This window comes from Alteromonas profundi, from assembly GCF_010500865.1.
Lineage (GTDB): Bacteria > Pseudomonadota > Gammaproteobacteria > Enterobacterales > Alteromonadaceae > Alteromonas > Alteromonas profundi.
Genome location: NZ_JAAAWN010000003.1, coordinates 46021 through 67849, shown reverse-complemented (window position 1 = coordinate 67849; position 21829 = coordinate 46021). Strand labels below are relative to the sequence as shown.

At 45.2% G+C, this 21829-nt stretch carries 18 protein-coding genes; 12 read left to right on the top strand and 6 right to left on the bottom strand.

Annotated features, from left to right (window positions below; translation table 11 throughout):
• Positions 1-59 precede the first annotated feature (59 nt).
• From GTH32_RS03050 to GTH32_RS03035, 4 genes are all read right to left on the bottom strand, one after another.
• Complete coding sequence (locus GTH32_RS03050) at positions 60-1271, bottom strand: type II secretion system F family protein (RefSeq protein WP_163083768.1); 1212 nt, start codon at positions 1269-1271, stop codon at positions 60-62.
• An 89-nt stretch (positions 1272-1360) separates the two neighbouring features.
• Positions 1361-1789 (bottom strand): pilin, encoded by a 429-nt coding sequence (locus tag GTH32_RS03045; protein WP_281360011.1) that lies wholly within the window; start codon positions 1787-1789, stop codon positions 1361-1363.
• 313 nt (positions 1790-2102) lie between these two features.
• Positions 2103-2966: a carboxylating nicotinate-nucleotide diphosphorylase gene (nadC, locus tag GTH32_RS03040; RefSeq protein ID WP_163083767.1), complete on the bottom strand. Its 864-nt coding sequence runs from the start codon at positions 2964-2966 to the stop codon at positions 2103-2105.
• A gap of 18 nt (positions 2967-2984) precedes the next feature.
• Positions 2985-3503 (bottom strand): retropepsin-like aspartic protease family protein, encoded by a 519-nt coding sequence (locus GTH32_RS03035; RefSeq protein WP_163083766.1) that lies wholly within the window; start codon positions 3501-3503, stop codon positions 2985-2987.
• Between the two features lie 143 nt (positions 3504-3646).
• On the opposite strand from GTH32_RS03035, the gene ampD reads away from it, so the two are divergent.
• The 6 genes from ampD to lpdA all read left to right on the top strand — a co-directional run bounded on the left by ampD (position 3647) and on the right by lpdA (position 12645).
• The gene (gene ampD, locus GTH32_RS03030) at positions 3647-4180 is read left to right on the top strand and encodes a 1,6-anhydro-N-acetylmuramyl-L-alanine amidase AmpD (protein ID WP_163083765.1); all 534 of its coding nucleotides are present in this window, start codon (positions 3647-3649) and stop codon (positions 4178-4180) included.
• A 60-nt stretch (positions 4181-4240) separates the two neighbouring features.
• Positions 4241-5110: a beta-lactamase regulator AmpE gene (ampE, locus tag GTH32_RS03025; RefSeq protein WP_163083764.1), complete on the top strand. Its 870-nt coding sequence runs from the start codon at positions 4241-4243 to the stop codon at positions 5108-5110.
• Positions 5111-5435: 325 nt separating this feature from the next.
• Positions 5436-6182 carry an FCD domain-containing protein gene (locus GTH32_RS03020; protein WP_163083763.1) on the top strand — a complete coding sequence of 249 codons (747 nt, stop codon included), beginning with the start codon at positions 5436-5438 and terminating at the stop codon, positions 6180-6182.
• A 194-nt stretch (positions 6183-6376) separates the two neighbouring features.
• Positions 6377-9052, top strand: a complete 2676-nt coding sequence (gene aceE, locus GTH32_RS03015; RefSeq protein WP_163083762.1) for a pyruvate dehydrogenase (acetyl-transferring), homodimeric type — start codon at positions 6377-6379, stop codon at positions 9050-9052.
• 20 nt (positions 9053-9072) lie between these two features.
• Positions 9073-11091, top strand: coding sequence for a pyruvate dehydrogenase complex dihydrolipoyllysine-residue acetyltransferase (gene aceF, locus GTH32_RS03010; RefSeq protein ID WP_163083761.1), 2019 nt, complete (start codon positions 9073-9075; stop codon positions 11089-11091).
• Between the two features lie 132 nt (positions 11092-11223).
• Complete coding sequence (gene lpdA, locus GTH32_RS03005) at positions 11224-12645, top strand: dihydrolipoyl dehydrogenase (protein ID WP_163083760.1); 1422 nt, start codon at positions 11224-11226, stop codon at positions 12643-12645.
• A 115-nt stretch (positions 12646-12760) separates the two neighbouring features.
• Here lpdA and GTH32_RS03000 read toward each other — a convergent pair whose 3' ends face one another.
• Together GTH32_RS03000 and GTH32_RS02995 are read right to left on the bottom strand one after the other, a co-directional pair.
• Positions 12761-13828: a LysR family transcriptional regulator gene (locus GTH32_RS03000; protein ID WP_163083759.1), complete on the bottom strand. Its 1068-nt coding sequence runs from the start codon at positions 13826-13828 to the stop codon at positions 12761-12763.
• Between the two features lie 44 nt (positions 13829-13872).
• Positions 13873-14034: a hypothetical protein gene (locus GTH32_RS02995; protein WP_163083758.1), complete on the bottom strand. Its 162-nt coding sequence runs from the start codon at positions 14032-14034 to the stop codon at positions 13873-13875.
• Positions 14035-14209: 175 nt separating this feature from the next.
• Between GTH32_RS02995 and GTH32_RS02990 the strand changes: the two genes are divergently transcribed.
• From GTH32_RS02990 to GTH32_RS02965, 6 genes are all read left to right on the top strand, one after another.
• Complete coding sequence (locus tag GTH32_RS02990; protein ID WP_163083757.1) at positions 14210-15481, top strand: efflux RND transporter periplasmic adaptor subunit; 1272 nt, start codon at positions 14210-14212, stop codon at positions 15479-15481.
• Complete coding sequence (locus GTH32_RS02985) at positions 15481-18603, top strand: efflux RND transporter permease subunit (protein WP_163083756.1); 3123 nt, start codon at positions 15481-15483, stop codon at positions 18601-18603. The genes GTH32_RS02990 and GTH32_RS02985 overlap by 1 nt, the downstream gene beginning before the upstream one ends.
• A gap of 192 nt (positions 18604-18795) precedes the next feature.
• Positions 18796-19506 carry an SIMPL domain-containing protein gene (locus GTH32_RS02980; protein ID WP_163083755.1) on the top strand — a complete coding sequence of 237 codons (711 nt, stop codon included), beginning with the start codon at positions 18796-18798 and terminating at the stop codon, positions 19504-19506.
• Between the two features lie 141 nt (positions 19507-19647).
• Positions 19648-19959, top strand: coding sequence for a DUF1289 domain-containing protein (locus GTH32_RS02975; RefSeq protein ID WP_163083754.1), 312 nt, complete (start codon positions 19648-19650; stop codon positions 19957-19959).
• Positions 19960-20003: 44 nt separating this feature from the next.
• A complete protein-coding gene (locus GTH32_RS02970; protein WP_246223123.1) occupies positions 20004-20831 on the top strand; it encodes an HDOD domain-containing protein in 828 nt (275 codons plus the stop codon).
• Positions 20832-20949: 118 nt separating this feature from the next.
• Positions 20950-21732, top strand: coding sequence for a DUF481 domain-containing protein (locus GTH32_RS02965; RefSeq protein WP_246223130.1), 783 nt, complete (start codon positions 20950-20952; stop codon positions 21730-21732).
• Positions 21733-21829: the final 97 nt, after the last annotated feature.

Sequence of the window (21829 nt, the reverse complement as noted above, 5' to 3'; positions counted from 1 at the left end):
TCACGCTAGCGCGTGCAACTGTATTTTATCAGCCCGTAGTTTACAAAAGCTTTGGTGTGTTACACCACATTACCCATCTGAAATATAGGGAGGTACATAGCAACAATGAGCCCACCGATTACCACCCCGAGAACCGCCATGATCATAGGCTCTAATAGGCTAGTAAGCCCGTCTACCATATCGTCTACTTCGGCTTCGTAAATGGTGGCTATTTTACTTAGCATTTCATCCACCGCGCCAGACTCTTCACCAATGGCTATCATTTGCGTCACCATATCCGGAAATACGTTTGTTGCACGCATGGCTACATGCATGGGCATACCGCCTGCTACCTCTTTGCGCATAAATAATATGGCATCTCGATATACTGCATTGCCAGAGGCTCCCGCCGCCGATTCCAGCGCGCCAATAAGAGGCACCCCCGCAGCAAAGGTGGTAGCCAGTGTGCGCGTAAAGCGAGCAATACTGGCTTTTTTTAGAATTTCACCTACTACCGGGGTTTTTAAAATATTCTTATCAACGTTGTCCCGAAGCTTCTGGCTTTTCTTATGTGCTCGAATAAATAACATAGCCGCAGCGGTGGCGCCTATGGCGATAAACACGCCAAAGTCTTGAACAAACCGAGAGATTGCCAATACAAATTGTGTAAAGGCGGGAAGTTCAGCGCCAAAGCTACTGAATATTTCTTCAAACTGAGGAACCACAAACACCAACAAAATAGTGGTAACAATAAAGGCCACTACCACCACGGCAATCGGGTAGAACATGGCCTTTTTTATTTTCGACTTTAGGGCTTCGGCTTTTTCTTTGTAAGTGGCGATCCTATCGTAGATAGTTTCAAGCGCTCCGGATTGTTCGCCTGTGTAAACTAAATCGCAATAGAGATCGTCAAAATAATCGGGGTGTTTTCTTAAGGCGCTTGATAGTGGGTTCCCAGACTTAACTTCGTCGGTTATTTCATGAAGTAATTTACGCATTGTGGCCTTAGCATGGCCTTGCGCTATCATATCTAGCGATTGTATAAGGGTAACGCCGGCCGCTAACATGGTGGCAATTTGGCGTGACATGACTGAAATGTCGGCAGCGACAATTTTTTGGCCCCCACGGCCAAACAGAGGTGTGCTTAGTTTTTTAACTTTATTGGCCGATATTCCCTGCCGACGAAGTAGGTTTTTCGCTTCAGCGAGGGTTACTGCGGAAATTTCCCCTTTTCTGCTATTTCCTTGGCGATCTTTTCCTTGCCAAGTAAATGTGGTTGCTGCCTTCGCCATTACTGCGCTACTCCGTAAATTGCATACACCTAGTGTAGAGACAACAAAGCCCAGTGAAAACTGGGCTTTGGTTCAAATTGGGTGTTCGTTTAGCAAAGTGTAGTTGGGGTACAAGCAGTAGCCCATGTAACACGGCCATTAGCAAGGGTTGGTGTTAGTTTATATGTGGCGGCATTTGTACCATCAGTAATGCCTGAGTCGCCTGATGCCGTGGCAGTAATAACGCCGTCAACAGTTTTTAGGCCCACTAAGCTGGTATCGCTTGAGTTGTCAATATCTGCGGGTACACCACTTGCGCCACCGTCACATGAAGTCAACGCTCCTGTGGTTTGTGCACAAATTTCTACCGCTGTTTTTGCCGCTGCTGTTGCATTGGTCACTTCAGTAAACTTAGCTTTTTCTGTGTAGTTTTGGTACGCAGGTAGTGCGATTGCCGCAAGAATACCGATGATTGCAACAACAATCATTAATTCGATTAGGGTAAAACCTTGTTGGTTCTTAGTGTTCATGTTTTTCATTGTTTTCTCCGGGACGTGTATATCACGCAAAATTAAAGTCGTGTTCAAGTTAACGTTTATACCTGAGTCGTCGGTGAACGGCCCCGGTACTTGGTTATCAGTATAGAATGCAATCGCAAACTGACAAGTATCAGAAATTATACCGGTGTCTTGTTTTTCGAGCATGACCCTATTAGATATGGCTAGGTATACGCAAGCCATTGAACTTTCGTATACTTATACAAACCCTATTGAGCTTTTAGGCCCATAAATATGCTTTGTCGAGGGGGATAACACAGAAGGTGAGGGATGGGGTATCCCTCAATAAAGTAGACTAGTTATTATCATTCATACTTATTCGAAGTGATAAATCAATGGCGTGCACATGCTTGGTGAGCGCGCCAGAAGAGATGTAGTCCACCCCTAATCCCGCTAACGAAGCAAGTCGCTCATCGGTAATATTTCCTGACACTTCAAGTTTACTGCGCTTGTTTGTTATGGCTACTGCCTGTTGGATCTGTTCGTTGGTAAAATTATCTAACATGATAATGTCAGCGCCTGCATCAAGTGCTAACGTAAGCTCATCCATGTTTTCTACTTCTACTTCAACCGGCGTGCCCGGCATCATTGCTTTAGCACGGGTAATGGCTTTATTAATGCCACCACAGGAGAAAATATGGTTTTCTTTAATTAAAAAGGCATCGAATAAGCCAATACGATGATTTTGCCCGCCGCCGCAGCGTACGGCATACTTTTGTGCCAACCTTAGCCCCGGTAGTGTTTTCCGGGTATCCAGAATTTTAGTTTCACTGCCCGCTAATAAGTTGGCGTAAAACGCAGTTGTGGTAGCCGTACCTGAAAGGGTTTGAAGGAAGTTTAATGCTGTACGTTCGGCAGTTAAAATGGCCCGGGCGGAACCCGATAAGCTCACCAATAATGTATCCGCTTTGCAGTGCTGCCCATCTTGTACGTGCCAGGTAAGCGATACCGAAGGGTCAATTATCGCAAACGCCTGATTTACCCAAGCAACACCACACACCACACACGCTTCACGGGTGAGAATTGTCGCCTTGGCGCTCGCGTCTTCATCGATAAGGTTAGCGGTAATATCGTTTGTGGCGTTTAATTCGCCACCTAAATCTTCAATAAGCGCCTGCGAAACCTGTTCGCGAATGGCCTGAATGTCCGGTGATGTCATCTTTATCGCAGTCTTTATTTAAAGGGTACGCAATATTAACCATTCTCCGCGCTGAGTAAACTCTAATTGTTTTAAAACACTCATTCCAAGCAGAATATGGTCATCTTGCATACCGGGGTTAAGGTTAGCTTTTACATTATTGATGACGATGTCGCCAATACGTAACGTGTTAATACGCGATTCGGCTACCCGTACAAGGCCATTTGCGGTACTTGCCATGCCTTGACGACCAGGGGTTAGGTTTAGCCGTGTTGCTAAGTGGGCCGGTACAGCCACATCGGTGGCACCTGTGTCTACCAGAAACACGACTTCTTCGCCGTTAATGAAGCCACTGGTTACATAGTGCCCTTGTCGGTTTTGCTTTAGCCGTACTTCCGTTTGCGAGCCTATTCGTTTAGATTGCGGTTCGCTATTAGGGTTTACCTGTTTTTCTAATAAATCAGAGAATACAAACACCAGCAGCGACAAACCACAGACCCATGCTAGTACCACCATCCACTTTCCGGCTGAACCGGTATGTACGTCACCTTTATCCATTTTTATTTTTGCTCGCCTTGCTTGAGTTTGTTGGAATTAATCACCGTAAGGCGGCTATTTTGGTTTCTGCCTTGCCTTGTGCCGCAATCTAACCAGTGTCACACTAGTATAAATGAAGACAAATCATAGAAAAATCAATAACCATGGTGTTATACGAAAAAGCGAAACAAATTGATTGCCCGCATTTTGATGCTAGACCCGACGAAAGCGATATTGATTTGCTGGTTATTCACAACATCTCGTTACCGCCAAAACAATTTGGTAGCAGTGATATCCGTAAGTTTTTCACCGGTAAATTAGACCCTAACGCCCATCCATTTTATCAGCATATTGCCCATATCAGGGTGTCAGCCCATTGTGTTATTTACCGTAGCGGTGAAGTAGAGCAATTTGTTCCATTTAATCAACGGGCTTGGCATGCAGGGGTTTCCACTTTTCAAGGTAGACATAGATGTAACGATTTTTCTATCGGTATAGAGTTAGAGGGTACAGACGATTTGGCCTATACACAGGAACAATATCAGGCTCTTACCGATGTTACCCGTTTTATACGCCAACGCTATCCTCGGATCTCTTTAGGGCGTATTGTAGGTCATAATGATATTGCGCCTGGAAGAAAGTCCGATCCGGGCGTGGCGTTTGATTGGGCACGATACAGAACGGCAATTAATGCTTAACCACTAATTTATAAGATGCGGCGGCTAAATCTCCGTTTCTTATAGGCAAGGAAAGTGAATATGATTTTAATGAGTTTGTTGCTGGTATTAAGTTTAGAGCGCGTGGTGGGTAAATCGCCGCAGTGGCATATTGAATACTACGCAGCCCAGTATCGTGAGTGGGCAGCATCAAAAGATTGGTTAAAAAGCGATGGGTCTTCAATTACGTTGTACCTATTGTTAATCGCCCCTGCGTTGATTCTTGGCCTTATTGAATACTATTTATTAGGCGCCTTTTTTACGTTTATTGAGCAAAGTTTAGTGTTATTTGTGTGTATTGGTTGTCCCACACTTCGTAGCATCTATAAGCGATTCTTAAACGCAGCAGAGCGAGGAGACCTGCAAGCCTGTAGTATGTATACCGATCAACTAGGCCACTGCAATAGTGTACCCAAAAGTGATGGTACAGCGCTTGGCGAAGGGCAAAGTTTTGGTCAGCATCTTACGTGGCTAAACTACCAGCACTATGCCGCAGTAATACTCTGGTTTATTGCTTTTGGCGCCCCAGGAGCGTTGTTTTACTGTTTAAGCCGCAGTGCCACCGACGCGTTTTGCGCTACGCAACACCCTCAAGCTGAGAATGCTGCGCGACTTATGTTCGCACTCGATTTTATTCCCGTGAGAATTACCGCCTTTGGTATGTTAATGATGGGGCACTTCTCCCGAGCTTTACCCCAGTGGCTTAAAGGCGCGTTCGCCCTTGATGTAGCAGCTTACGATTTTCTTACGACAGTTTCAGCTAACGCCGAAATGCTTTCTCCTGAAGAGCATAAAAAACAAGCAGAAAACGCAGGTGTAGAGCCCAGCGTACTGGTAAAATTAGCTAAAAGAAATGTCATTTTTCTTGTCGTGGTAACATCATTTCTAACGCTTTTAGGCACCTTAGCGTAAGGTTTTTATTAACAACTTTTTAAGCATCTACACTTGGTCTATAATTTTTTTACTTATAGATCAGGTGTTTCTTTCGTTAAGTAAACTTAATTCCCCTCATCAGACCAGTGTGAAATCATTCACTTTTTGCAACAAATTCAACAATAAAGCTTAACATCATGCAAGCCTGTATAACTTTGCTATGCTTGAGAGTATTTACCTGACTTTCAACATGGCTTAAACTGTATAGGTAAAATGGTATTACCAATTTAACTGGCAAGCCCTTTTTTATATACCTTTACGTATTAGTTACCGCACTTTGAAGATTTAAGGACGTGAATTACGCATGCGTCAGCAGCGAAAAAAATTGGCCGACGTTATAACCGAGCAGTTAGAGTCCATGATTTTAGATGGCACCTTACTGGCAGGACAAAAGCTGCCTCCAGAGCGAGAACTCGCTTTGCAGTTCGATGTTTCACGCCCTTCGTTGCGAGAAGCAATAGGTAATTTACAAGCACGTGGGCTGGTAGAGCGCAAACAAGGCGGTGGTACTTTTGTCAGTCGCGATTTGAATTCGGCAATGACAGACCCGCTAATGGCGATGATAAGTAAGCGTCCTGAAACCCAATTTGATTTACTTGAGTTTCGTCACGCACTTGAAGGTATGGCAGCATACTATGCCGCGTTACGTGGGCAACCGGAAGACTATGACGCGTTAAAGCGGGCATTAAACGAGCTTCCTTCTCCTAATCCACAGGAGAGTAAACGGGCGCAAGCAGAAGCATTGGGCAAGTTTTATATCATTATGGCGCGAGCATCACACAACATGGTGCTGCTACACGTAATGAGCACCATGCAAAGTATGCTGGTGGATAATATTGAACGAAATTTTGACATGCTGGCAGTGAACCCAGAGGCGGTAGAAGATATCGCAAAGCAACGTCGTGAAATTGTAGAAGCAATAGCCTCACGCGACCCTGAGGCTGCACGCCAGGCATGTAATACCCATTTAGCGTTTATAGAAAAAACGCTACTAACCATTAATCAACGTGACACTCGTGTACAGCGTGCGTTGCGTCGGTTAGAGATTTAACCGTCAGATTTAATCTGGCGGTTATTCATTCGCAGCGGCCGGTCAGGTTTTTACCTGTGCCAATGCAAAAGCAGGTGAGCCAGATTGGGTCACTGTGAGTACAACGTAAATTAGTTTTCTTTCTTTTAGCGCTTGTAAGATTACAAGCAATGCTAAGGGAGGATTTTCTATATAAGCAAAAATAGGATGGCACCATGACTGATATGATGCACCAAGATGTGGATCCTCAAGAAACCAAAGAGTGGCTCGACGCCCTCGAGTCTGTGTTTGAAGAGGAAGGTGTAGAACGCGCCCATTATTTACTCGAGAAACTTATTGATAAGGCTCGTCGCAGCGGAGCGCATCTACCGTACGATGCCACTACCGCATACATCAATACAATACCAGCAGCACAAGAGCCGAAAATGCCGGGCGACCTTACCATTGAAGCTCGTATTCGTGCAGCAATTCGCTGGAATGCTTTGATGATTGTATTGCGTGCGTCTAAAAAAGACCTTGAACTTGGTGGTCATATTGGTAGTTTCGCGTCATCGGCAATGCTTTACGATGTGGGCTTTAACCACTTCTTCAAAGCACCCACTGATAAAAATGGCGGCGACTTTATTTTTGCCCAAGGCCATATTTCACCAGGTATTTATGCCCGCTCGTTCATCGAGGGTAACCTTACCGAAGAACAGCTAAACAACTTCCGTCAAGAATGTGCAGGTGACGGTCTGTCTTCATACCCGCACCCTCACTTGATGAAAGATTACTGGCAGTTCCCTACGGTATCTATGGGCCTAGGTCCACTTCAAGCCATTTATACCGCTCGCTTCCTTAAGTACCTTACTAACCGCGGTATTAAAGACTGTTCTGAGCAACGTGTATACTGCTACATGGGCGACGGTGAGTGTGATGAGCCAGAAAGCTTGGGTGCAATTGGTCTTGCTTCACGGGAAGGCTTAGATAACCTGACTTTTGTAATTAACTGTAACCTGCAGCGCCTCGACGGCCCTGTACGTGGTAACGGTAAAATCATTCAAGAACTTGAAGGCACATTCCGTGGCGCAGGCTGGGAAGTGGTTAAAGTTATTTGGGGTAGCTACTGGGATGAGCTCCTTGCTCGTGATAAATCAGGCAAGCTTATTCAGCTTATGGGCGAAACAGTAGACGGTGAATACCAAAACTGTAAAGCCAAAGGCGGTAAGTATACGCGGGAAAACTTCTTTAATAAGTACCCAGAAACCGCCGCCCTTGTTGCTAACATGTCAGATGAAGATATTTGGCGCCTTAACCGTGGTGGTCACGATCCGGTTAAAGTATTCGCGGCATACCAAAAAGCGATGGACACCAAAGGTCGTCCAACCGTTATCTTAGCAAAAACCGTTAAAGGGTTTGGTTTAGGTGCGTCGGGTGAAGCACAAAACGTTGCGCACAACGTGAAGAAAATGGACGTGGAATCAATTAAGAAATTCCGTGACCGTTTCAATATCCCTGTTGCTGACGAAAAAATTGAAGAACTGCCTTACTACAAGTTCCCTGAAGACAGTGAAGAGCTTAAGTACCTTAAAGCACGTCGTGAAGCATTAGGGGGTTACCTTCCTTCTCGTAGACAGCAGGCAGATGAACAACTAGAAGTTCCAGAGCTAAGCGCGTTTGATGCCGTACTTAAAGGTTCAGGCGATCGCCAAGTGTCATCTACTATGACATTTGTACGTGTGCTTAACGCGTTGTTGAAAGATAAGAAGATTGGTAAGCGTATTGTGCCAATTATTCCTGATGAAGCCCGTACCTTCGGTATGGAAGGCTTGTTCCGTCAGGTAGGTATTTACGCCAACGAAGGCCAAAAATATGTACCGCAAGATGCAGACCAAGTAGCTTACTATCGTGAAGATAAGAAAGGTCAGGTACTACAAGAAGGAATTAACGAGCTAGGTGCAATGGCATCGTGGGTAGCGTCAGGTACGTCTTACTCAACGTGTAATGCCACCACTATTCCGTTCTACATTTACTACTCAATGTTTGGGTTCCAACGTGTTGGTGACCTTGCATGGGCAGCGGGCGATAGCCAAGCACGTGGTTTCCTATTAGGTGCAACAGCAGGTAGAACGACACTTAACGGTGAAGGTCTGCAGCACCAAGACGGACATTCACACGTTCAAGCTAACCTAATTCCTAACTGTATTACGTACGATCCAACATACGGTTACGAAGTGGCTGTTATCGTACAAGACGGTCTACGTCGTATGTACGGTAACAACGAGAACGTGTTCTATTACCTAACACTGATGAACGAGAACTACCAGCACCCTGCAATGCCAGAAGGTGATGATGTTGCTGAGCAAATCATTAAAGGTATTTATAAGCTAGAACGTATTGAAAGCGGCAAATCTAAGCTTAACGTTCAGCTAATGGGCTCAGGTACTATCTTAAATGAAGTACGTAAAGCAGCGAAGATTCTATGTGACGACTACAACGTTTCTTCAGACGTGTACTCAGTAACTTCGTTTAATGAGTTAGCGCGCGAAGGTCAAGACGTTGCACGTTACAACATGCTTAACCCAGAAGCAGAACAAAAAGTGCCTTACATTGGTCAGGTTATTACGAAAGATGCAGGCCCTGCTATTTCTGCCACTGACTATGTTAAGAACTACTCAGATCAAGTACGTGCGTTTATCGACACTGAATACCGTTGCCTAGGTACAGACGGATTTGGACGCAGCGACAGCCGTGAAAACTTGCGTACGCACTTTGAAGTTAATGCGTCATACATTGTGGTTGCATCACTTTATGAGCTTGCTCAACGCGGTGATGTTGAGAAGAAAGTGGTAGCAGAAGCGATTAAGCGTTTTGATATTAACGCTGAAAAACTTAATCCACTTTACGCGTAGCCAAAAAAGGTATTTTACATATGTCAGATATTCAAAAGATTATCGTACCCGATGTAGGCGGTGACGAAGTTGAAGTTATCGAGCTATGTGTTGCCGTAGGCGACACCATTGAGGCTGAAGAAGGCGTTGTTACTGTAGAAAGTGACAAAGCGTCTATGGACATCCCGGCGCCATTTGAAGGTGAAATCGTTAGCTTGTCTGTTGCTGTAGGCGACAAGATTAAAGAAGGCGATGTTATCGGTGAAATGAAGAAAGCCGGGGGCGACGATGCGTCTTCTGACGAGTCAGCTGAAGAAGCGCAAGAAGAAGCGCCTAAAGAAGACGCGCCAGCACAAGAAGAAGCACCTAAAGAAGAAAGTAAATCAGACGCTGCGCCAGCGTCATCAACTAGCAGCGAAGTCATCGAAGTTAAGGTGCCTGATATCGGTAGCGACGAGGAAGTGGATGTTATCGACGTTCTTGTTTCAGTAGGTGACACCATCGAGAAAGAAGATGGTTTGATTACGCTAGAAACTGATAAAGCCACTATGGATGTACCTTCAACGCACGCTGGTACGGTGAAAGAAGTCTTCATCGAAACTGGCGATAAGGTGAAAGAAGGCACGCTGGTTATTAAACTAGAAACTGGCGATGCAGGCAGCGCGGCTGAATCTGATTCAGCATCTACAACAGAGTCAGACGCAGAGCCAGCGACGACGTCATCTAGCGATAGTGCGGCGTCTTCAAGCGCAAGTGCAAGCGAAGAGATTGAAGTTGAAGTGCCTGATATTGGTAGCGAAGATGAAGTTGACGTTATCGATGTATTGGTTTCAAAAGGCGATAAGGTAGAGAAAGAAGATGGCCTTATTACCCTAGAGACTGACAAAGCCACTATGGATGTACCTTCAACGCACGCCGGTACGGTGAAAGAAGTTTTCATTAAAACCGGTGATAAAGTTAAACAAGGTACATTGGTTGTTAAATTAGAAACCAGTGGTGGCGAAACGTCTGCGCCAGCTAAGGCAGAATCTGCTCCAGCAGCTGAAAAGCCAGCAGAACAGAAAAAAGAGCAAGCGCCTGCGGCTAAGAAGCCTGCGCCAGCGCCTGCAGCAGCGTCAACACCGTCAAACGGCGGCAAAGCTCATGCATCACCGTCGGTACGTCGTATTGCCAGAGAGTTCGGTGTAGACCTTACCCTTGTAAACGGCTCAGGTCCGAAGAACCGCATTCTTAAAGAAGATGTTCAGGCTTATGTGAAAGCAGAACTCGCTAAACCTAAGAGCAGTGGTGCAAGTGCGCCGGCAGGCGACAATGTGTTGCAAATTGTGCCGGTAAAACCTGTTGATCACAGCAAGTTTGGCGAAGTGGAAGAGCAAAAACTCTCGCGTATTCAGAAGATATCAGGTCCGTTCTTACACCGTAACTGGGCAACTATCCCCCACGTTACTCAATTTGACGAAGCCGATATCACTGACGTTGAAGCTTTCCGTAAAGAGCAAAACGCTTACCACGCGAAAGTTAAGTCTGGTCTTAAGATCACGCCGCTCGTTTTCATTATGAAAGCCGTTGCCAAAGCGTTAGAAAAATACGAAGTATTTAACTCGTCACTGTCTGATGATGGCGAAAGCTTAATCATTAAGAAATTTATCAACATTGGTATTGCGGTGGAAACCCCAGGCGGCCTTGTTGTTCCTGTTATTCGTGACGTGAATAAGAAAGGTATTGAACAGTTATCACAAGAGCTAATCGACACGTCTAAGAAAGCCCGTGAAGGCAAGCTTAAAGCAGCTGATATGCAAGGTGGTACATTCACTATTTCTAGCCTTGGCGGTATTGGCGGTACAGCGTTTACGCCTATTGTAAATGCGCCAGAAGTCGCCATATTAGGTGTGTCTAAGTCTGAGATGAAGCCTAAGTGGAATGGTAAGGAATTTGAGCCCCGCTTGATGGTGCCACTGAGCCTGTCATATGACCACCGTGTTATCGATGGTGCAGTAGGTGCAAGATTCTCTACAGAGGTTGCGGCAAACCTAACTGACTTACGCAGAATCATACTTTAAGTAAAAGGTCGAAAAAGTTTACAATATCAGTAACATTTTCGACGATTTTATCGGCCCATTTAGCGGCATTTAGGTTATGCTATTGCGCATAAGTAATAGCATAACCCTACAAGAACAGGATTGAGGTTCACAATGAGCGAAATAAAAACGCAATTGGTGGTACTGGGCGGTGGCCCTGGCGGTTATTCAGCAGCTTTCCGTGCAGCTGATTTAGGTATTGAGGCAGTAATCGTAGATTCTCGTGACACCCTAGGTGGCGTTTGTCTAAACGTTGGCTGTATTCCTTCTAAAGCCCTTCTTCACGTTGCTAAGGTAATGAAAGAAGCGAAGCACCTTGCAAGCCACGGTGTATCGTTTGGCGAGCCTACCATCGACTTAGACAAAATTCGTGAATACAAAGACAGTGTGGTTAAGCAACTAACCAATGGTCTTGGCGGCATGTCTAAAATGCGTAAAACCAAGCATGTAAAAGGTTACGGTAAATTTACTGGCAGCAACACGCTTGAAGTAAAAAATGGTGACGACGTTACTACTATTACTTTTGAGAAGGCCATTATTGCTGCTGGCTCTGAGCCGGTAAGCCTTCCGTTTATCCCAGAAGATGAGCGTGTAATCGACTCAACTGGCGCACTGGAAATGAAAGACATTCCAGAAAAAATGCTAGTACTAGGCGGTGGTATCATCGGTCTAGAAATGGGTACAGTTTACGAAGCATTAGGTTCAAAAATTGACGTAGTTGAATTCTTAGATCAGCTTATTCCAGCTGCTGACAAAGACATCATGAAAGTATTCATGAAAGACTACAAAGACAAGTTTAACATCATGCTTGAAACCAAGGTAACGGCGGTTGAAGCAAAAGACGACGGCTTGTATGTTACCTTCGAAGGTAAAAAAGCACCTTCTGAGCCAGTGCGTTACGACAAAGTATTGGTTGCTGTAGGTCGTAAGCCTAACGGCAAAGTTATTGGCGCAGATAAAGCTGGCGTAAACGTAGATGAGCGTGGTTTCATTAACGTTGATAAGCAAATGCGTACTAACGTTGATCACATCTTCGCTATTGGCGATTTGGTAGGTCAACCTATGCTTGCGCACAAAGCGGTGCATGAAGGTCACGTTGCGGCGGAAGTTATTGCCGGACAGAAACACTACTTCGACCCACGCGCTATTCCTTCTGTTGCCTATACTGAGCCAGAAGTCGCTTGGGTTGGTTTAACCGAGAAAGAAGCGAAAGAGCAAGGCGTAAGCTACGAAACTGCAACTTTCCCTTGGGCAGCCTCTGGCCGTGCTATTGCATCTGATGCAACTAACGGTATGACTAAGATGATCTTTGATAAAGACACTGGCCGCGTTATTGGTGGTGCAATGGTTGGAACCAACGCTGGCGAAATGCTCGGTGAAATTGGTTTAGCTATTGAAATGGGTGCTGATGCAGAAGATGTGGCATTAACTATCCATGCTCACCCAACGCTTAATGAGTCTATTGGTCTTGCTTCAGAAATATTTGAAGGTAGCATTACCGACATGCCAAATCCAAAGGCGAAGAAAAAGAAATAAGTTAGCCGTGTAGGTTAATTTGTCCAAAAAGGCCTGCTTATATAAGCAGGCCTTTTTTTATTTTCAGAATATAGGCTTAGAAGCGAATCGATAAGTGTGATGATTGTGCTTACTGCTACGCCGTTATTTTCGCTTCGCCTTCGTGCTCGCGTAGCGGTTTTTCTGATTGTATATTAGCCGGGGTAAATTCACTCGCCTCTATCGTTCTTTGGGCTATTAAGCGTTTAACTGTATCTGGGCAGTAGGCTTTTCTGCAACACTGAGATAGCAGCATATCGTGGCGTTGTACCCGTTCACGAATAAACTTCACCACTAAGCCCCGCAACCACTGCAACCCGGCATCTTGGTCTTGGCGCTTGTGCCACATAACTGATAAGGGTGAGGTAACAATTTCCACGGGTGTTTCAAACACGGCAAGTTCACCGGAAAATATCTCTTTTTCCATTACAAGTGAGGGCGCTACTGCAATTAAGTCTGTTTCTTTTAATAGAGCAATGGCATTGTGAAACTGATTAACAGACATGGCTACACGCCGTTTAAGGCCTAAGTTTGCCAACGCTTGGTCGGTAGGGCCTGTTACATCGCCGGTAACCGAAACCAAGAGATGATCGGCAGCAAGAAAGTTGTCTAAGCTGAGCCGCTGTTTCGCTAATGGGTGGTTAGGGCGCATCACTACAACCCATTTCGCATCAAGTACGTGCTCTGCCCGAATAACAGTTCCGGGCTCTTGGTACTTTGAAAAGGTAAGTTCGGCTTCGGCATCCTTTAAAATTTTATCCGTGGTCATGTCGTAATTAGGGATAGCATGTATGTTGATACCCGGTGCTTCGCTTTCTATTACTTTACGTAGCGGCCCCCAAACCATAGAAACGATGCTGTCATTCGCGGCAATTCTAAACGTGCGCTTTGCGGTAGCAGGATTAAATTCGGTAGGGTTCACCGCTACTTCAAGCTCACCTAATGGCCCTTGAATTTGGCTCCATAGGTTTTTAGCAAAGGAGGTGGGTTGAATTCCGCGACCATCTTTCACAAAAAGCTCGTCGTTCCAAGCAGTACGCATGCGCGATAGGGCATTAGATACCGCTGGCTGGGTCATTGACAGTCTATCTGCGGCACGTGTAATTGCGCCCTCTGTCATGATGGCATCGAATATCATAAGCAAATTCAAATCATGTGGACGCATCTTCGTCTCCTACTTGTTGGCTTTACGGACAATCGGTGAGGCCGTTAGGCGAAATTGCTTCGTAAACACGCCGTAAACCCATCAATAGAGGCTCTTCTACCGCGTCCATGCGGTAGAAGGTTTACTTCGCGCTTGCGCCCATCTCCCTCTCTATTAGCAGCATAATCATCTGTATTGCTAACAGCGATGGTTTCGGGTTGCCGCATTGTAAAGCGTGATTGCCATAAACCGTCGGTTGTTCAAAACATGGATAATTAATCTGCTTCTTAATATATAACATCATGTGATGTGTTGCATATGAAAAGATAATTATTTTTATTGTTTTGAGGTGGGCATAATGCGCGCCATCAAACTTTAAATCAATTTTAAGAGTATCTTGCAATGAAAACTTTTACCCGTTTAATGGCACTGGTAATTCTTACTGCACTCGTCGCTGCATGCGGTGTTGATGAGCAGGATCCTAGTCAGTCAATGCAGGCGAATACTGGCGTACCTGTAGATGTGGCTACGGTATTATCTCAACGTTTGACCGAATGGGATAACTTCACTGGCCGTTTAGAGTCGCCGCAAATTGTTGCATTACGCCCGCGCGTTTCTGGTTATATCGATCTTGTAGCCTTTGATGAAGGCGAATATGTTAAGCAGGGGCAAACCTTGTTTCTTATTGATAACCGAACCTTTAAAGCAGAAGTTGCTCGTTTAACAGCACAACTTGAAGAAGCGAAAAGCCGTGTTCAACTTGCCGAGCAAAACTATAATCGTGCGTTTAAACTTCGTAAAACCCACGCGGTTTCAGAAGAAGTGCTAGACGCCCGTTTAGCGGAAAAGAATCAGGCCTTAGCGAGCTTAAATCAAACCCAAGCTGAACTAGATGTTGCGCGGTTAAATCGTAGTTTTGCCCGTGTTGAAGCGCCTATTTCAGGGCGTATTTCGCGCGCGAATATTACCGAAGGTAACTTTGTTAGCGCAGGGCAAACCGAACTTACCCGTATAGTATCAACAGACAGCTTATACGCGTATTTTGATATCGATGAACAAACCTACCTTAATTATTTGTCGGTAAAAAATGACACGTCAACGGCGGTTAGTGAGCAACCTGTGGCTATGCGCTTAGCGAACGAGTCTGACTACAACCACTGGGGACAAATCGATTTTATCGATAACCAAGTGAATAGCAGCACAGGTACGCTTCGTGTACGAGCGGTGTTTAACAACGCCGAAGGGCGTTTAATTCCAGGATTGTTCGCTCACTTAAAGTTAGCCGGCGATACCAATGAAGAAACTATTCTCATAAAAGAAAAAGCCATAGGTACAGATTTAAATAATAAGTTTGTTCTTGTGGTAAATGAAGAAAACAAAGTGGAATACCGCGCAGTAACCTTAGGCGATAAGGTGGGTAGTATGCGTATTATTAAACGTGGTTTAAACGCTAACGATACCATTGTAGTTGACGGTTTACAGCGTGTTCGCCCCGGTGCGGTAGTGGCAGCAAACGAAGTGTCTATGGGTGATGAAGACGCCTTGGCTAATTTGTCTAACTGGCAGTCTCGTGTAGATGGTGCCACTCAGTTTTCCCAAAATATGACACAGTTTGATGACGTATTAGCAGGTGGTTCGGTTTCAGCGCCTACGGTTACGGCAGGTCTTAAGTAATGAACATTTCGCAATTCTTCATTAGCCGCCCGATATTTGCGGGTGTACTGTCGTTGCTTATTTTTATCGGCGGGGCCATTGCTGTGTGGCAATTGCCCATTACAGAATACCCTGAAGTGGTACCGCCCACCGTTGTTGTGACGGCAAGTTACCCTGGTGCCAACCCTGAGGTTATCGCAGCTACCGTTGCAACGCCGTTAGAGCAAGAGATTAACGGTGTGGAAGATATGTTGTATATGTCGTCGCAGGCAACCAGCGATGGCACTATGACGCTTACCATCACCTTTGCTATCGGCACCGATCCTGATGATGCCACTACGCTCGTTCAAAACCGTGTGAACCGCGCCACGCCCCGCTTGCCTGAAGAGGTACAGCGCTTAGGTGTTGTCACTGAAAAATCATCGCCAGATTTAACCATGGTGGTGCATTTAACCTCGCCAGATAACCGTTACGACATGCTGTATTTGTCTAACTATGCTGATCAGTTTGTAAAAGACGAGCTTGCCCGTATCAATGGGGTGGGGCAAGTGCGTCTATTCGGCGCTGGGGAATTTAGCATGCGCGTGTGGCTAGACCCTAACAAGTTGGCTGCATTACAACTAAATCCTGGCGATGTAGCCGCGGCTATTGCCGATCAAAACCAGCAGGCGGCCGCAGGAAGTTTAGGCTCTCAGCCTACGGGCAAAAGCGAATTTCAGTTACTGATTAACGTTCGCGGGCGTTTAAAAGATGAAACCGAATTTGAAAATATTATTGTCAAAACGGGCGGAAACGGCGAAATAACCCGTCTTAAGGACGTGGCCCGTGTGGAATTAGGGGCAGACAACTATTCGCTGCGTTCACTATTAAATAACAAACCGGCTGCGGCTGTGCCTATATTTCAAGCGCCGGGTTCAAATGCTATTCAAATTTCAGACGATGTTCGTACCCGTATGGCCGAGCTATCGCAAACATTTCCTGATGGTTTGGAATACGACATCGTTTACGACCCCACGGTGTTTGTTCGAGGCTCTATCAAAGCCGTAGTCGACACCTTGCTGGAAGCCGTATTGCTGGTTGTATTAGTGGTAGTGCTGTTTTTACAAACCTGGCGTGCGTCTATCATTCCTCTTGTTGCAGTGCCTATTTCATTAGTGGGAACCTTTGCGTTCATGCAGCTTATGGGCTTTTCACTTAACGCTTTATCATTGTTTGGTTTGGTGTTGGCAATAGGTATTGTGGTAGATGACGCTATTGTGGTGGTGGAAAACGTAGAACGGAACATTGCAGAGGGTAAGTCTCCTTTTAATGCCACCGTGCAAGCCATGAAAGAGGTGACTGGCCCTATTATTGCCACAACCTTAGTGCTTGCCGCGGTATTTATTCCTACTGCATTTATGAGTGGCTTAACCGGGCAATTCTATAAGCAGTTTGCCCTTACTATCACTATATCCACCGTCATATCTGCGATTAACTCGTTAACCCTTAGCCCGGCACTGTCTGCGCTATTGCTTAAGCCTCATGGTAAAGCCAATGATTGGTTAACCCGTGGCATGGACAAAGTGTTTGGCCGTTTCGTGTTTGCCCCGTTTAACCGCGTATTCGAGCGAGGCTCAAAAAAATACACCGGCGCTGTGGGTGGGTTAATTCGTAAAAGCGGTATTGTATTGGTGTTGTATGCAGGTTTAATTGCGCTTACCTATAACCAATTTGCGTCTACGCCCACCGGTTATGTGCCAGGGCAAGACAAGCAATATTTGGTGGCGTTTGCACAGTTACCTAATGCGGCAAGCTTAGACAGAACCGAAGAGGTCATTCGTGAAATGTCACGGATTGCCATAGCGCACCCAGGTGTGTCTGACGCCGTGGCGTTTCCCGGGCTTAATATCAACGGTTTCACTAACAGTCCAAGCTCAGGTATTTTGTTTACACCACTTAAACCCTTTAATGAACGCCAGTCACCCGAGTTATCAGCAGGGGCCATTGCAGCAAAGTTAAATCAGCAATTTGGCGCAATCAAAGGGGCTTACGTGGCTATATTTCCGCCTCCGCCAGTGATGGGGCTTGGGACTATTGGCGGCTTTAGACTGCAAATTGAAGACAGAGCCAATCTTGGCTTTCAAGAACTAGAGCGGGTCACTCAGGAAGTGATTGGCAAAGCGTGGGCCCACCCAGCCTTAACTGGGTCGTTCACCAGCTTTACCGTGGCGGTGCCTCAGCTTGATGTAGACGTAGACCGCGAAAAAGCGGTAAGCCAAGGAGTAAACATAGACACCTTGTTTACTACTATGCAGGCGTACCTAGGTTCGCTGTATGTTAACGACTTCAATCTGTTTGGCAGAACATACCAGGTGAACGTGCAGGCCGATGCGCAATATCGACAGGAAATTGGCGATATTACGCAATTTAAAGTGCGTAATTCACAAGGCGAGATGATCCCCTTAGGCTCATTTTTAAATGTTGAGCACAGTGCCGGCCCAGACCGTGTTATGCACTACAACGGGTACGTGACGGCGGAAGTGAATGGCGCACCAGCAGCGGGCTATTCTTCTGATCAAGCCAAAGCGGCCATTGAAGAAATTTTGGCAGAAACCCTACCACTGGGTATGACCTACGAATGGACCGAACTAACCTACCAGCAAATACTGGCGGGTAATGCCTCAGCCTTTGTTTTCCCGTTGGTGGTGCTGTTGGTGTTCTTGGTGTTAGCGGCGCAGTATGAAAGCCTACGCTTGCCATTGGCTATTATTCTCATTGTGCCTATGACCCTGTTAAGTGCTCTTATTGGTGTGCAAATTTATGGCGGTGACAACAATATCTTTACCCAAATAGGGCTGATTGTATTAGTTGGTCTTGCCACCAAAAACGCCATTCTTATTGTGGAATTTGCCAAAGAGCTACAAGACAGTGGTATGGATGCTCTGTCGGCGATTAAAGAAGCCAGTCGCTTGCGTTTACGCCCTATTTTGATGACCTCTATTGCCTTTATTATGGGGGTATTGCCAATGGTTCTCTCAACCGGTGCGGGTGCAGAAATGCGTCAAGCCATGGGGGTTGCCGTATTCTCCGGCATGATAGGTGTGACCTTCTTTGGTTTAATTCTTACACCGGTCTTTTACTACTTGCTAAAACGCAAAGGTTAACTCTCCCGTCTACCCAAGCGTTGCCCTCTTAAGGGGCACTTTTAGGCCACTCAATTGAGTGGCCTTTTTTTTGCCATTATTCACGCATATTTCATCGTTAAATGGCTATACCTAACGCCTTCTTATCATTTAGAGTGTGATCGTATCAGTACAGTACGTTTATTAATGATGCTTTCGCTTTAGGGAAAAACCATGAAAACACTAGCTTCCGCCATACTCGCCACCGGTATTATCGCTGGCCTCGCTTTATTTGGCTTTCAAATTAGCCAAGCGTTAAGCGACATGAAAACGTGGGATAGGGTAGTAACGGTAAAGGGCTTATCAGAACGAGAATATCTTGCCGACCAAGTTATCTGGCCTATTCAGTTTGTCGACGCGGGCAACGATTTGGTTAGTTTATACGATGATATTCAAGACAATAGTACTGCGGTGGTGGAGTTTCTAACCAGCAAGGGTATTTCCTCAGATAATGTAACCATCGGTAAGCCACAAATTACCGATAAGCTAGCCCAACAGTATGGCGGCTCTGAACGAGCGAAATACCGATATACTGCCACTCAAACAATTACCGTATACTCTGATAATGTAGAAAAAGTACGTGAAATTATGCAAAAAATTGGTAGTTTGGTTAAGCAGGGTATCGTACTTTCAGATCAACGTTATCAAGCTCAACCCGACTATGTATTTACCCGCTTAAATGAAGTAAAACCAGAAATGATTGAAGAGGCTACGTTAAATGCACGGGAAGTGGCACTAAAGTTTGCGAAAGACTCGCAAAGCACATTGGGCAAAATTAAACGTGCCAACCAAGGACGCTTTTCAATTAGTAGCCGTGACACTCATCACCCACACATTAAAAAGGTTAGGGTGGTATCCACCATCGACTATACACTAGTAGACTAGCGATAGCGTTTGGCAAGTATGAAGATATTCACCTATGGTTACAGCATATAAAAAGCAGTTTCTGTCTATATTTTCTGGCAGTAACAGGCGCTATAAGGTTTAATTGTGCTATCAGCGTTCCATATTTGACATTAGGGTACAATGGCAGATCACTATCGACAGGGGCAACAGCTAGAATTTTTTGATATTCCTAGCCCCTGCATTGGTGTATGTGAATCTGGCCCAAAGGGCTATTGCAAAGGCTGCTTTAGAAGCCGTGAAGAACGTTTGTATTGGTTAAAAGTAGACGACGCAACACGCCGAAAAATAAACGTAGCATGCCAGCGACGTAAACGTGCTGCGCTTATTAGGCAGCGCCGTCTTGAAATTGAAAGTAGTAATACTACGGCGGATAGTCAGCAATTAGGTATGTTTGAAACACCTGATGAGAAGAAAGCTAACGCTAAGGACTAAGCGAGGCTTGCCCGTGGTATATTCAAAAAGGAATAAAGAGTTACATGTTGTCGTTAAATAAGTACGTGGCCTTTGCGGCTAAATCATTTTCTATGCCTGATATTTGTTTGCGTCTTCGCAAACTTATTGACGATCCTCGTTCAAATGCAGCAGATATTGCTCGGTTAATTTGTATCGATCCTTCACTTACCGCTAAAGTGCTAAGACTTGCAAACAGTTCGCTATTTCGTTTTCCTTCAGAAGTAGAGTCTATTGAAAAAGCCGTGAATATTATTGGCGGTGAAGCTTTATATAACCTGGTAGTAGCCGAAACCACAAATAGTGCTTTTAGTTGTTTCAACAGTGAGTTAGTAGCGTTAGATGAGCACTGGTACAAATCTGTTTACTGTGGGATGGTGGCTAAATCGTTGGCGCGCCATTTACAACTGCGCGGCAGTGGGCGCTTTTTTGTTATGGGTATATTATTAAATTTAAGTGAGTTGGTGGTGGCCAAGTGCTCGCCACAGGAGTATCTGGTCTACCGAGACAAAGAGAGTTCAATGCCAACCCATGAAAGACAGCGGGAACATTTTGGTTTTACCTTTTCTTACTGTAGCGGTACCATATTGTCTAATTGGAAATTGCCGCTAGTCATTTATTATCCTGTAATGAATGTAGACGATAAGAAAAAACAATTAATCGATGTGGACGTTGGCCTTTTAGCTCTCGCTTCGCGCATTACAGAACTGCGGCATGACAAAAAATATAATAACGAAATTGAACTTTTCTGTAAGGAAATACCCAATAGTGTAAATGCAGACATGGACGCTATCGCGAATGCTATTACTTTTGCTGAAAAGGAAACTGCGAAGGTGTCGCAACTTATTCACTAAGCAGTATAGTGGTTCTTTCCAGGGATTGGCGTATTAGAATGTTGGTGGGGAAACCTACAAACGTAAAATAAAATAAACTATAAACCTGAATAGTACTATGCTTACTCTTTTAACGCGTATGGCGTTGTGCAGTGCACTGTTGTGCGCGGCGTGCGGTGCTAAAGCCACCGACCGCGACCTTATCCAAACCTTGTATCACGCTGACTTTACGCAAAGTGTTGATGACGAGATCCCGCGATTTAACCTCGACGGTGAACTTGGTGTACTGGTGAATACCGGTAATACCTCTGCAGCTAGCCTCAAAGCAGGCATTAATGCCGATCATGAAACCGAAAATTGGAGTAGCCTCTATTTTGCTGAAATGCTGTACAAAGAAAGCACAGTAGATAGTGGCGAGAGAGAAGTTACCGCTCAGCGTTTCTATGGTAGTGCCCAATTCGACTATAAGTTAAATATGCCCAATCGCCGGGTATTTATGTATGGCGACTACGAAAACGATAATTTTAACGGTTATGACCATCGTGCTTCATTAGCCGCAGGTTGGTCGCAGCGCGTGTGGCGAGACGAAGAAAGTGAGTTTCGTTACAGCATTGGGCCGGGCTACTCGTTTGTAGAAGCTGAAGACGACATCACTGGCGCGGTGAATAATGGTGTTATAGTGCGCGCGTCGGCTGAATATAAATATAACTGGGCATCAGGCGCAAAGTTACGTCAGTTTGTAAGTACTGAGTCGGGCGCAGAGAATACTAAATCGCGTTCTGAAACCTCACTATCGGCGAATGTTTTCGGCTCTTTGGCTATGAAGTTATCGTTTATTTTAAGTCATGAAAGTGACTCTACCGAGAACGCTGAGCCCCTTAGTACGGAAACAACTGTCGCCCTAGTATATCAGTTCTTTTAACTTGCCATGCTAAGTCGAAATTGGTCGGTACTTTTCAAAAAGCTAGAGTGTAACGGCTATTTACACCAAGAATATGGGTTATTGTTTAAATAATAGA